8 protein-coding genes are annotated in these 13,847 nt (G+C 48.1%); 3 read left to right on the top strand and 5 right to left on the bottom strand.

The annotated features are described in order from the left end of the window. Positions 1–37: 37 nt before the first annotated feature. From AB6805_RS03550 to AB6805_RS03540, 3 genes are all read right to left on the bottom strand, one after another. Entirely contained in the window at positions 38–1,516 is a 1,479-nt protein-coding gene (locus AB6805_RS03550; protein WP_370908082.1) for a RagB/SusD family nutrient uptake outer membrane protein, read from the bottom strand. 25 nt (positions 1,517–1,541) lie between these two features. Continuing rightward, positions 1,542–4,694, bottom strand: a complete 3,153-nt coding sequence (locus AB6805_RS03545) for a SusC/RagA family TonB-linked outer membrane protein (RefSeq protein WP_370908081.1) — start codon at positions 4,692–4,694, stop codon at positions 1,542–1,544. Positions 4,695–5,240: 546 nt separating this feature from the next. Beyond that, complete coding sequence (locus AB6805_RS03540; RefSeq protein WP_370908080.1) at positions 5,241–5,537, bottom strand: hypothetical protein; 297 nt, start codon at positions 5,535–5,537, stop codon at positions 5,241–5,243. A gap of 89 nt (positions 5,538–5,626) precedes the next feature. On the opposite strand from AB6805_RS03540, the gene AB6805_RS03535 reads away from it, so the two are divergent. Together AB6805_RS03535 and AB6805_RS03530 are read left to right on the top strand one after the other, a co-directional pair. Beyond that, positions 5,627–6,886: an NRAMP family divalent metal transporter gene (locus tag AB6805_RS03535; RefSeq protein WP_370908079.1), complete on the top strand. Its 1,260-nt coding sequence runs from the start codon at positions 5,627–5,629 to the stop codon at positions 6,884–6,886. Positions 6,887–6,931: 45 nt separating this feature from the next. After that, positions 6,932–8,758: a hypothetical protein gene (locus AB6805_RS03530; protein WP_370908078.1), complete on the top strand. Its 1,827-nt coding sequence runs from the start codon at positions 6,932–6,934 to the stop codon at positions 8,756–8,758. On the opposite strand, the gene AB6805_RS03525 is transcribed toward AB6805_RS03530, so the two are convergent. Continuing rightward, on the bottom strand, positions 8,759–9,577 hold the full coding sequence (locus AB6805_RS03525; protein WP_370908077.1) for an SUMF1/EgtB/PvdO family nonheme iron enzyme: 819 nt from the start codon (positions 9,575–9,577) through the stop codon (positions 8,759–8,761). It abuts the gene before it with no gap. Next, the gene (locus tag AB6805_RS03520; protein ID WP_370908076.1) at positions 9,555–10,298 is read right to left on the bottom strand and encodes a hypothetical protein; all 744 of its coding nucleotides are present in this window, start codon (positions 10,296–10,298) and stop codon (positions 9,555–9,557) included. Before AB6805_RS03520 ends, AB6805_RS03525 begins: the two co-directional genes overlap by 23 nt. Positions 10,299–10,788: 490 nt before the next feature. Between AB6805_RS03520 and AB6805_RS03515 the strand changes: the two genes are divergently transcribed. Continuing rightward, positions 10,789–13,836, top strand: a complete 3,048-nt coding sequence (locus AB6805_RS03515) for a SusC/RagA family TonB-linked outer membrane protein (protein WP_370908075.1) — start codon at positions 10,789–10,791, stop codon at positions 13,834–13,836. The last annotated feature ends 11 nt before the right edge of the window (positions 13,837–13,847 follow it).

Below are 13,847 nucleotides of genomic sequence, written 5' to 3'. Positions count from 1 at the left end.
TCTGGACAGCCCCTTCGTTGTGAATAAGTGTTATGGCTTAGTAGCCAGGATTCTGTTTCATGTTTGGATTACGTTCTACTTCCGCGTTTGGCAGCGGGAATACCACTGCATCATCATTCCACTCCTGTGCATCAACACCGCCGTGGGCAGGAATTGCACGGTGTGTTCTCAGGAAGTCGAATTCGCCATGTCCTTCGAAAGCCAGTTCTATTCTGCGTTCGGTGAGGATATCATTGATCAGTGCTGCCTGTGTTAACGGGGCCAGTACTTTAGCCTTAGCCCTTGTCCTGATGGCATTCAGGAGGGTGATAGCTTCGGGATTAGCAACGCCGGGAGTTAACCTGGCCAATGCTTCTGCCTTGGTGAGCATCACTTCTGCCAGGCGTACAACGGGCACCCAGGCATCTACGGTGCTGGCGCCAAAAAACTTCTTGGTATAAAATGCGGTGGTATCGCCACCACTGATGGTATAAGTAAACAGTGGTTTCGCCCGCAGATCGGTGAAACGATCGAAATTGGGGAGCGTCAGGTAGGTCTGGCTGATGGTGATGTCACCCCTGCCTGAACTGCCATAATGCTGGCCGATGGCGTTATTCGTGTTAGGGTTATCACCGGAGCTCATGGCTACAGAGAAAATGCGTTCCAGGGAAGTCTGGTAGTTTGCGGAAGACCATACATCAGCCGGCGTGGCGTCGAGGTCGTAACCAAAGGACGACAGCAGTACGCTGTCTGCGTAGTCACGGGCTTTGGCCCAGTTGCCTTCATACAGGTAGATGCGGGAAAGCAGTGCATGGGCGGCGCCTTTGGTGGCACGGCTGCGGTCATTGTAATCATCACCGGTAGTAACGGGAAGTACGGCTGCTGCTTCAGTGAGATCTTTGATCATTTGGTCATAAACTTCCTTCACCGTGTTGCGGGGAACTTTATTCTTCGGATCAATGGCTTCGCCACCATCCTTTGCAGCGGTGAGTATCAACGGCACGCCCATATGCCCGGCATCAGCCTGGTAAGTATAGGTTTGTGCATAGGTATTTACCAGGAAGAAATACGTGAGGGCACGGATAAATTTTGCCTCTGCGTAATAGCCTGCTGCTACCTCTGCGCCAACTACACTTTCATGATCTTTCAGGTTCTGCGAAAAGTAATTGCTTTCAAAAATGGTCCTGTATCCACCCGACCAGCAGTTGAACGCATACACATTGTTGGAAAGCATATTAAAGGTAGGTACGTTCCCAAAGTAGGAGGAGATATTTACATCCACTGATCTTACGTCCGAGTAAATCAGTACACGGCCACCCAGGAATTCGCCATTCTGCAGGGCGTCGTACATACCGATAGCTGACTTTTCAATCCTTTCCGGTGTACTGAAGGCTTCCTCCGGCGTCAGTTTGGAAAAGGGGATCTGGTCGTTTACTTTGGAGCAGGAAAACAGCATCGAAGATGCTATCGCCACTGCGCCAATGGCCAAACCGATGCTTGTTTTTTTCCGGGAGTTCGTTTTATATTTTAATTCCATAATTCAGTTTTTTAATCGCTAACAATTAGAATCCAACATTTAAGCCCAGCATGAATACTCTTGGCAAAGGCATACCCCTGTTATCTGTTCCATAGTTGATATTGCTATCACGGTTGGTATTGATTTCAGGATCGGCGCCTTTATATTTGGTAATAATAAAGGCATTCTGAACGAGGGCGTAAACACGCAGGCTGTTCAAACCGATTTGATCTTTGATACCAGGGAAAGTATAACCGAGGCTGATTTCACGACCTCTCAGGAAATCGCCTTTTTCCATCCAGCGGGTGGATGCCTGGTTGGTTGGCGCGTCAGAGAGTACCAGCTTGGGAACATCCGTGTTTTTATTTTCGGGAGTCCATCTGTTTTTGATTTCTTGCAGGTTGTTCTGGAAATAGTTGCTCATCAGGGCAGCCCTGGTGGAATTGTATACATAGTTGCCGCCACTGTACTGAAGCAGGATACTCAGGTCAATGCCTTTATAATTGAAAGTGTTATTGAAACCGCCATACCAGGTTGGGTAACCGGATTTATCCTGGTACTGCGCGTCAGAGCCTGTAACAGCGCTCATTGGCTTGGTACCGTCCGGAGAAGTCCATTTCCTGGCAGTAGGTACGTTAGGATCTAAGTTGTACATCACCAGTTCGCCTTTGGCGTTGTAGTACATTGGATTACCATTGTCCGGGTTTACGCCGCCCCATTCGATCAGCTTGAACACGCCGAGGGTCTTGCCAACGCTGACACGGTTGTTTCCTTTGATGATATCGGAGCCATCAGCAGTGGCCGTCACCCTGTTTTTAATAATGGTGAAGTTGATGCTGGAATTCCAGCTGAAGTCCCTGGTAGCAATGTTCTGGGTATTTAATGTCAATTCCAGTCCCTTATTCCACATGGTACCGATGTTGGTAGTGAGGATAGAACCCACTGCACCGGTAACAGGGTCCCACGGCGTACCCACGGTAGCCAGGATAGGTGCATCCAGGATCAGGTGATCGATATTGCTGTGGAAGTAGTCGGCCACAAAAGTGATCTTATTTTTCAGCAGGGTAACGTCTACGCCTATATCCAGTTTCTTTGATTTTTCCCACTGCAGGTTGGGATCACCAATCTGTGAAACGCCAAATCCGTTGATATCGCCGTACTGCCCGCCGCCATACAGGGAACGGAACGCGTATGCACGGATGTTGGAGTTACCCACCATGCCATAGCTGGCCCTGAGTTTCAGGTCGCTGATCAGGGAAATATTATCTTTGAAGAAGCCTTCTTCAGAAATTCTCCATCCTACAGATACACCGGGGAAATAACCACGGCGGTTGTTGGAACCAAAGTCAGAATAAGCATCTGCTCTCAGGGTTGCGTCAAAATAGTATTTCGATCCGTAGTTATACCCTACCTTACCGAAATAAGACTCGAATGAGTTGGCAATGCGGCCACCACCGGTATAACTGTTTTCAGAACCGGCAAATAAACCGTCATAGATTTCTTTAAAATAAGAATCTGCCAGGTTGCCCTGTCCGGTATATAACTGTTTCTGTTCAGTATGTTGGGATTCCTGACCTATGGTAGCACTGATGAAATGCAGGTTGTTGATAGATTTCGTATAGGTGGCGAAGTTAGACCAGTTCCACAGGTTCTGGCGGAAGAGGTTTTCCTGCACCAGGCCATTGTTGCCTAATCCCAAACCTGCCTGTAACGGCCCGCTGTACTGGTCTTCAAAGTTCTGTACCAGGTCAACGCCAAACCGGGAAGTTATTTTCAAACCGGCGATAGGCTCAATTTCTATGTAAGCGCTGGATAATACGCGGGTGGCGGTATTATCATTTCTTCCAAACTGTAAGTTGGACAGCGGGTGGAAGAAACGGTTCAGTTTATTGGTCGTGATGTTATTACCATCTGCCAGATCTCCGTTGCTGGATTTGATATACAGGTTTCCGTTTTTGTCATACACCGGTACGTTCGGCATCGCGTTGTATGCAGAGAAGGTGGAACCTGCGAGGTATCCGTCGGACAATACGCCGTTATTCAAAGACTTGGAACTGTATAAAGAGATACCTGATTTCAACCATTTTTTAGGGGTTACATCCAGGTTCATACGGATGCTACCTCTGCGTAAACGGTTAACAAGCACCATGCCCTGCTGATCGGCATATTCACCGGATGCATAGAATTTCGCTTTCTCCGTGCCGCCGCTGAGTGATAACTGGTGATTCTGGATAACGCCCGTGCGGAACACTTCATCCAGCCAGTCCGTTCTGTCTGGTTTGCCATCGCCGTTTATATCAACGTCTTTTGCCAGGATAGGAGTAACGCCGCCTGTTTTAGTAGCGTTCTTTGCTTTTTCATTCTGGATAATAGTGAAGTCATCGCCATTCAGCAGTTTGGGTAACCTCACGGCTTTGCTCATACCCACATATCCGTTGTAGTTTACATTGATAGTACCGTTTTTTCCTCTTTTGGTGGTAATGATAATTACGCCGGCAGCAGCACGGGAACCGTACAATGCACTGGCAGCGGCATCTTTCAGCACATCCACCGATTCAATGTCGTTGGGGTTGATGTCTGCAAGCGGGTTATAACGGGTGCCGTTACCACTGTTGAAAACGTTCAGGTTAGTGAGGGAGTTTACCGGGATACCATCCACTATTACCAGTGGCTGCGAGCTGTTGGTAATGGAGTTAATACCCCTGATGCGGATGTTTACGTTGTCGCCCAGTACACCGGAGTTGGTACTGATGTTCACACCGGCAGCGCGGCCAGTTAACGCCTGGTCAAAGCTGGTGGCGGGGCGGTTATTGACAAGTCCGGCTGATACATGACTCACAGACGAAGTCACATCTTTTCTTTTCAGCTCTCCATAACCGGTTACAAGTATTTCATTCAGTACTTTATTGCTGCCGGATAAGGCAACACTAATGTTTTGGCGGTTGCCGGGTTTCTCTTCTTTCGTTTCATAGCCAACAAAAGAAAACAGTAAGATGGTATTGGCATCTGCCTGGATGGTAAACTTACCGTCGGGGCCAGATACAACACCTGTTTTGGTACCCTTGATGATTACAGATACGCCGGGCAGGTCCTGACCGTCCTGTGCGTCTGTTACCTTACCAGTAATCGTTCGGGTCTGGGCATAGGAATGCACCACACCGATGGCTAGTAAAAGCCATAGTAGTAAACCTTTTTTCATACGGTTTCAATTTGGTTTAGATATATAAGAAAATGTTGCGGGCGGGCGGCCTTGTGTCAGATTTTGGTTTAATTCATCGGGTTATTGCCAATCGCAGTCGCCTGCCTTGTTCATAGTTATACAGATTTTGGTTTAAAGATGAAGTCAATTTATTCTGATGGATCAACTATTATTTTCTATAGGAATCTAAAGCCTGGTAAGGCTTATAGCATTATGCTAATTTTGTTGTTTACAGACCATACTTCCCCGGACGGACTAAATCCGGTGCACAAATTTGCTATATAAAAGGCTAAATGCGGGATCCGCTTGTAGTTGGCAACACTACAACCAATGATACCTACGCTTCCAGAACTAGTTGGAATTAAAATACGTCCTCAATAAGCAAATAGTAATAACAAAAAACAATCAGTACAGCATGTTCAAATTTTGGTTATAGGGTCCATGTCAGGTTACAGCGGGTCAAGGCTGAAAACAAAACAGGATGATTCTCATTAGCGGCATAAAAATATACTGTTTTTCGCACAAAAACAATATTCCCCGGGATGTTTATTTTGAAATATAATTACTTACCTCCAGCAGGTTGCCGTCGGGGTCCCTGAAATAGATAGATCGGATCCTGCCGGTAGCGCCGGTCCTTTCTACGATTCCGCCTTCCAGGATGTTTATTTTCAGCGTCGTTAATTCCACCAGGATTTCTTCCACCGGCGTATCTGCAACAAAGCAGAGATCCGCCGATCCCATAGTGGGTGTAAGCGCTTTGGGATCTATTTCCCTGCCTTTTTCATGCAGGTTGATTTTCTGGTGCCCAAAACGCAGCGCCTTGCGGTCAAAGAATACTATCACATACCTTATCCGGATGAAGGGTTGCAAAGGTAACCCGATATATCCCGGATTTCCACTAACTTACCATATACCCATTAATGATCAGGTTCATGGATAAGCAACGCTCTCCCAATAAGCTCGCCACGTTTTTTAAAAAACTGGGCCCGGGATTAATTACCGGCGCCAGCGATGATGATCCATCCGGTATTGCTACGTATTCGCAGGCCGGCGCACAGTTCGGGTTGGCAACGTTATGGACGTCGTTGCTCACCTTCCCGCTGATGGCGGCTATCCAGGGCATGTGTGCCCGCATTGGGCTGGTCACCAGCCAGGGCCTGACGGTTACTTTAAAGAAGAACTATCCCAGGCCGGTGCTTTACCTCATGTTGTTATTCAGTTTTCCGGCCATTACGCTGAACATAGGTGCAGATATCCAGGGCATGGGAGCGGTGTGCCATATGATCTTTCCCGCAGTACCTGTATCCGTTTTTTGTGTAGGCGTCACCGCGATAATGATGTTCGTGATCATCCGCTTCTCTTATGAAAAAATTGCCATGATTCTGAAGTGGCTTTGCATGTCGCTGCTGCTGTATATTTTAGTGCCCTTTATGATAAAGCAAAACTGGGGCGATATCGCAAGGCATACTTTTATTCCCACCATTCAGTACAATAAAGATTTCTTCTCTATCATTGTCGCCATACTGGGTACCACTATTTCGCCTTATCTTTTTTTCTGGCAAACCACGATGGAGGCGGAAGACCAGGCGCATAACGGTAAAGGAATTGTGGTGGATAAAAGAGTGTTGAGTGAAATGAAAACAGATGTAAACACGGGAATGTTGTTCTCAAATATTGTGATGTTCTTTATCATCCTCACGGCGGGCAGCGTGCTGTTTCCCGCCGGTGTGAAACAGATAGATACCGTAGACCAGGCAGCTAAAGCGCTGGAGCCGCTGGCAGGAAAACTGACCTACCTGATTTTTGCTACGGGCGTATTGGGAACGGGGCTGCTGGCCATCCCGGTACTGGCAGGTTCCCAGTCGTATATGCTTGCTGAAACGCTCGGGTGGGAGGCCGGGCTGGATAAGAAGTTCTCCCAGGCCAAACCGTTTTATATCTCTATCATCATTTCGCTGATCGTTGGTTTATCGCTCGACTTCCTCGGCGTGAGTCCTATTAAAGCGCTGCTGTACACGGCCATTGCCTATGGTCTTACCGCGCCGGTAATGATTGTGATGATCATACATATCGGCAATAATAAGAAGATCATGAAAGAGCACACGAATTCGAAGTTATCCAATATTCTGGGCGGACTCACACTATTACTGATGACTGCTGCGGCAGTGGCTATGATCTGGTTCCTGTTCTGAGTTCATCATTTTTCCACGTAAAGAATTTTTAAGCATCCTCAGCAAATGAATATTTTCAGGAAGATACTTACCGGCGCCGGCATCGTTTTTTCTTTCACGGTTGCCGCACAGGAACGCATACACGTAAATAGTTTCGGACTTGCGCCCAATACCTTCACAGATGCCACTACCAGGGTACAGCAGGCCATTGCCGCCTGTAAGGATAAGCCCGGCGCGGTATTGGAATTTGCTCCCGGCCGTTATGACTTTTACCCCGACAGCGCTGTGAAGAAAGTATATTTTATTTCCAACACCTCCAGTGAAACAGAAGTGCCGGACAAAACAAAAACCATCGGACTGTTTTTTGAAAACTTTAAAGACCTTGTTATCGAAGGGAATGGAGCGGAATTTGTTTTTCATGGGAAGATGACCACCTGGGTTTTTGACCGGTGCGAGAACATTACCATGCGTCATGTGACCATAGATACGGAACGACCTTCCATGTCGGAAATGACGCTGAAAACGGTGACGCCGCAAATGGTGGTCGCTGCCATACATCCCGATTCCAAATACACCATCATTGATGGACGCCTCGAATGGCATGGTCCCAGGTGGGGCATGAACATATTCCATGCGGTGCTGGCGGATACCGCCAAGGGTATATACACCTATTCCTCCTGGACGCCGTTCCTGAAAAGCAGGGCCGCCACCATTGCGCCTAACACGGTACAGTTTACCGGTGATTTCTCCGGCTTCAAAGGTGAGCCGGGAAACGTGTTTACCGTGAGGGATGGCATCCGCGACCAGGCAGGCGCGTTTATCCAGCATTGCCGTAATGTACAGCTGGATCATATCAACATGCGTTACATGCACGGCCTCGGCATTGTATCGCAGTTCTCCGAAGAGCTTCACTACAGCCATATACAGATTATGCCGGATGAAAAAAGCGGCCGCGTAATGGCCACTTTTGCTGATGGCATGCATTTCTCCGGCTGCAAAGGAAACATCATCATTACAGAATCGCATTTTAAAGGTCTGCACGACGATCCGGTGAATGTACACGGCACGCACCTGGTGATCATGGGGAAAGTGGCGCCACGGGTACTGAAATTGCGGTTTATGCATCATCAAACGTATGGGTTCCAGGCTTTCTTTGCCGGAGACAGTATCACTTTCGTACATGCTGCCACGTTACAGGGGTATGCAAACGGCCGCATCACCGCTGCCCGTATGATCAATGAAAAGGAGATGGAAGTAGCGCTCAGCGGCGATGTACCCGATGGGATCATTGCCGGCGACTGCCTCGAAAACATCACGTGGGTACCGTCGCTCACCGTGCGTAACTGCGTGTTCGAGGCTGTGAATACAAGAGGGCTGCTGGTAACCACCCGTAAAAAAGTAGTGATAGAACATAACCGGTTCTACAGAACAGGCATGCATGCCATCCTTATTGCCGATGATGCCGCCAGCTGGTTCGAATCCGGGCCGGTACAGGATGTGCTGATCAGCGGCAACACCTTTGAAGGTTGCGGGTATAACCTGGCGCCGGATAACAATTACGTAATTGCGATAGCGCCGGAAAATCATCAGCTGCTGAAAGGGTTTATGGTACATCATAATATCCGGATAGCCGGTAATGAATTTCGTATCTACGACTACCCGGTGTTAACCGCCCGCAGCACGGGCAACTTATCGTTTAACCGTAACCGTATTTCCTGGATGAAGGACTATTTGCCACAGGGCGCAGAACGGCCCGCTTTCCGGCTTACCGGTTGTGAGGGCGTAAAGGTAACCGGAAATGAATGGCAGGTGCCTTTTAAGCCGCTTGTATTGCTGCAAAGCATGACGGACAAAGCCATCAAAACAGATCTGCCGGTAACTGTAAAGCCGTAATTATTTTACGGTCCGGAAACCCTGGTTGCTGAAGGAAGCACGCTGGTGAACGCGGCCAATATCTACCGAGTTAAAGAAGGAACAGGATCGCTGGCTGCACCACCACGATCCGCCGCGGGCATGCGCCAGCGTAGGGCTTTCGCCGGGCTTTATATGGCCGGAACAGAATTCAAAAACGTTGCCATACATATCATATAGGCCCCAGGCATTAGGTTGAAAACTGCCAACAGGGGCAGTATACATGTATCCGTCTGAACTATCTGCCTGCAGGTGATCCTTTCCGTGCCAGATATTGGCATAGCGGCCAATGAGCTTTTTTTTATCTCCAAAAAAATAAGTGGTGCGGGCGCCTGCACGGGAAGCAATTTCCCATTCTTCCAGCGTAGGGAGCCTTACCCCCGCCCAGTGGCAGTATGCCTGCGCATCCTTATAACTGATACAGGTAACCGGGTGCTCCATTTTGTTTTCAATACCGCCGGCACGCACGCCGTTGGGGAAGCGCCAGCAGGCAGTGGAATCATTGTTCCATTCAAACTCGCGTAACCCTGGTGCAAATACCAACGCATCGTGCCGTTGTTCTGCATCAGTTATATAACCGGTGGCTGCTACAAATGCAGCAAACTGCCGGTTGGTGGTTTCATATATTGCAATGTTAAAACTATCGACGCTTACTTTTCTTTCAGGGTTAAGTGTATGCAGATGCCCACCTATATGGTAGCTGCCGGCGGGTACCAATACGTACCCGCCGGGCGTTTGTGCAGAGCCGGCATAGCCACCCAGCAACAGCAATGCAGTACTAACCTTTTTTAGGAAGCCCATTGTAAAATGCAGTAGCCCGTTCAATGATCAATGCTTCGTTGGCACTATTGAAATTCAGGTATGCCTGGTAACTGGTTGGTTCATCGGCATACAACTTTTTGTAGGAAGCAGAAGATAAGAAAGGTGCGTATTCATTATTCTTCATCAATATCATCAGCAGGGTGAGTATATCATGATCTTTATGATCGCGGTTGTAAGTGCTGATCAGCAAAGGGATCATTTCCCGGCCATTAATGTCGATGATCGCTTTTTTATAGTTAACACCGATCCGGTTACTGCGCTGGATGGAAGCGCTCATTAACGCGATAGCCGAGTCGCGGTTAGCGGTCATGAAATTCGACTGCCGCTGGCTCCAGCTGTATTCACCGAATGCATCGGGCAATTGCGCAAAGATCTTTTTATGTTCATCCGGCACCGGCGGCATGGCATCACAGTTCTGGCTATACGATTCCGCATGAATGAGGTGATAAGTAAGCTTTTCGCGCATGGATAACGCCATGTATTCCTTTTGGGGCAACGAGGTGTTCTCGTCGTCATCATGACCGGCTTTCGCAATCAGCGCCAGCACTTTCTCCAATCCATCCGGCGGCCGGCTTATTTTCAGGCGGTACTCGTGATAAGCCTGGCTTTCCTTGCTGGGCTCCACCCATGTTTCATCTTCCTGGGCAAAACAAACGCTGTAAGCAAATACAGATAAAAGAACTGCTACCATCTTTTTCATGCAACTCAAAATTTACGGGAAGATAAAGCAGGCGGGGGTATTTGCCAAATGCGGATTTTGTCTTTCTCGCTGATTACGCTGATTTTGCTGATTAGTTTGATTTTTACTTTTGGATTTTTTTGATTTTCTTAAAAATTGATATAATTAAGGAAGATAACAGCGAATATATCCGCTGTTATCTTCCTTAATCCTTTATAAAATCCAAAAGTAAAAATCAAACTAATCAGCAAAATCAGCGTAATCAGCGAGAAAGACAAAATCCGCTTCTATCTCCCCAAATCCTTTATAAAATCCAAAAGTAAAAATCCAGCTAATCAGTAAAATCAGCGTAATCCTGAGCCAAGACAAAATCCGCGTACTTTGGAAAAAATATTAATACCCTATAGGATTTGTAGACTATAACATATATTTTTGTCCCTGTCAATGAAAAAGTACAAGACCAACATCACTTCCGGCTGATAAAAGCTAACACACTAATATAAATAACTGAATGAAAAAGCGATCACTTTTCATGTATGGCATCGCCATGCTGTTAACGCTTGCTGCGTCAGCGCAGCAAGTGCTGAAAACAGCCGGCCAGGTAAGATCCGGTAAAGGCGAGAAATTGCCGGGCATCAATATCCAGGTAAAACATTCCGGTAAAGGAACCGTAACGGATGCAGAGGGGCGTTTCGCGCTCACTGTGGCGCCCGGGGATACGCTGCTGGTTTCCGGCATCGGATATAAAAAACTGGAGGTGCCGGTGAATGGAAAATCACAGCTGGATCTGCGGCTCGCAGATGATGAAACCGCTCTCGGCGAAGTAGTGGTGGTGGGCTATGGCACCCAAAAGAAGAGTGACCTTACCAATTCCGTGGCGCAAATTAAAGGCGCCGATATTACCCGTCGCCCGGTATCCAATATCCAGCAGGCATTGCAGGGATTGGCGCCCGGCGTTACGGTGCTCGACAGGGGCGGCGCTCCCGGCGTATCCAACGCTACCATCCGTGTAAGAGGAATTACCACTTTCAATATCAACAGCAGCAGTACCAGCGGGTACGACCTGGGCAAAAATGATGCGCTGGTAATTATAGACGGAATAGAACAACGGATGCAGGACATCAACCCCGAAGATATTGAATCCCTCTCTGTGCTGAAAGACGCCGCTTCCACTGCCATCTATGGATCCCGCGCTACCAACGGCGTAATCCTCATCACCACGAAAAGAGGCAAATCAGGGAAACTAACCGTGAACTACAACGGGTACTACGCCTGGCAGAAAAGTGTAAACAAACCGCAAATGATGGACATAGAATCCTATATGCGGGAACAGGTAGTAGCTTACACCAACGCCGGAGTGGCCGTGCCGGCGCGGTTCTCAGAAGAATCCATCCAGCAGTATGTAAATGCAACGGATCGCTATAAATACCCCATGCCCAACACCTGGTTCAACACCATGCTCAAAACATCACCACAGCAAAGTCATGTGCTGTCGCTGTCCGGAGGCAACGAAGTGGTGAAAACCCGGATGAGCGTACGTTACCAGGACCAGCAGGGGATCGTGGAAAATTACAGCGACAAGCTCAGTGAAGTACGCATGAATGCCGACTACAGTCCGCTCAATAGCCGCGTGCATTTTGCCGGCGATATCAATTACCGCAATAATTCCAATACCAAACCAACCGTAGAACCCTTTAATAATATGTTCCACGGCTCGCTGTGGGCGGTACCCAAATATCCCGACGGCACCTATGGCCTCAGCACACAGGGCAACAACCCCCTGATGTTTGATGAAATCGGTGGCCTGTCGAAACAGGGGATCGATTATTTTCTGGGTAATGTCAGGGGAGATGTGGATTTGCTGCCGGGACTCCGTTTCTCCTCACAATTCGGTACGCGGGTGATGTATACACAACAGAAAAACTTTACGAATTCTTATACCAACACCGATAAAAATACAAACATCACCAAAACGGTGGCCAACAACAGTTTAACAGAAGTGCGTAATACCTTGCGGGAATATACCTGGAATAACCTTCTTACCTACGAACACTCGTTTGGTAAACACGATCTGAAAGCGCTGGCTGGTTATTCACAGATAGATAATAAACAAACCTTCCTCAGCGCCTACCGCGAAAGGTTTTATAACAACGATATCACTTCCATAGGTCAGGGTGCAAATGACGGCACCAAAAGCAACAGTGGCAGCGATGCGGAATACGGACTGCGTTCCTATTTTGGCAGGATCAACTACGCCTATGCCGGCAAATACCTCCTGGAGGTAAATGGCCGCTACGATGGATCTTCCCGCTTCGCAGATGGCAAACGTTACAGCTTCTTCCCATCCTTTTCTGCGGGATGGCGTATCGCCAAAGAACAGTTCTTTGCACCGCTGCTACCCATTGTAAACGATCTGAAATTAAGAGGTTCTTATGGAAAAACGGGTAACCAGTCGGTTGACCTTTACAGCTATTACGACGCACTCACTGCCACTAGTTACACCTTCAACGGTGTGCCGGTACCAGGCTATCGCCAAACCACGCTGGCCAATACAGACCTTGGCTGGGAAAGCACAACGCAGCTGGATCTCGGTCTGGATGCGGCCTTCCTCGACCGGCGGCTGAACATAACTGCTGATTACTACCGTAAACTTACTTCCGATATCCTGCTCAACCTGGATATCCCTGCTACTGTAGGTTTGAACGCACCGCCCCAGAATGCCGGGGCTGTAGAAAATAAAGGGGTGGAAATAGCGGTGAACTACAACAGTAAACAAAACAGCCATTTCCGGTATACCATCGGCGCCAATTTCAGCTATAATGAAAATAAGGTAACAGACCTGAAAGGCACCGGTCCGTATATCACCGGTTCGGATATCGATCCCCGTTATATTATCAAGAAAGGATTGCCAATCAACACCCTTTGGGGATACCAGACAGATGGCCTGTTCCAGACCGCGGAAGAAATCAGCAAATATCCTACGCTGGCATCCAATACCCAACCCGGTGATGTGAAATATGTAGACCGTAACAACGATGGTAAAATAGATGCTAACGATATGACGAACATCGGCCTGTCATTTCCGAAATACACTTTCGGACTGAACGCAGGGCTTCAGTACAAAGAATTTGAACTGAATGTCCTGATCCAGGGTGCGGCAAAAGTGGATACCCGCTTATCCGGCGCACTGGCGGAAATGGGGAACCAGGAAGGATTTACGCACGAGATCTATGCGAACAATTACTGGACGCCACAGCATACCGATGCCCGTTTCCCACGTCCCATTAAGTACGATCTGCGTAACGTAGCTACATCCGACAGGCTGGTAATCGACGGCTCTTATATCCGCCTGAAAAATATTCAGCTGTCGTATCACCTGCCGGAATATATTACCAAAAAAGCGCTGATCAGCAGGTCCACGGTATATGTATCCGCTACCAACCTGTTCACCATTTCCAAGCTGAATGAATGGAACCTCGATCCAGAAGCAGAATCCGGCAGGGCAGTATACTATCCGCAAACCTCCCTGTTCACCGTTGGCCTTAATCTGCAGTTTTAATGTTGCAAAAA

This window comes from Chitinophaga sp. RCC_12, assembly GCF_041360695.1.
Taxonomy (GTDB): domain Bacteria; phylum Bacteroidota; class Bacteroidia; order Chitinophagales; family Chitinophagaceae; genus Chitinophaga.
Note: the sequence above shows the minus strand (reverse complement) of the source record. Positions and strands in the feature narration are given on the sequence as shown.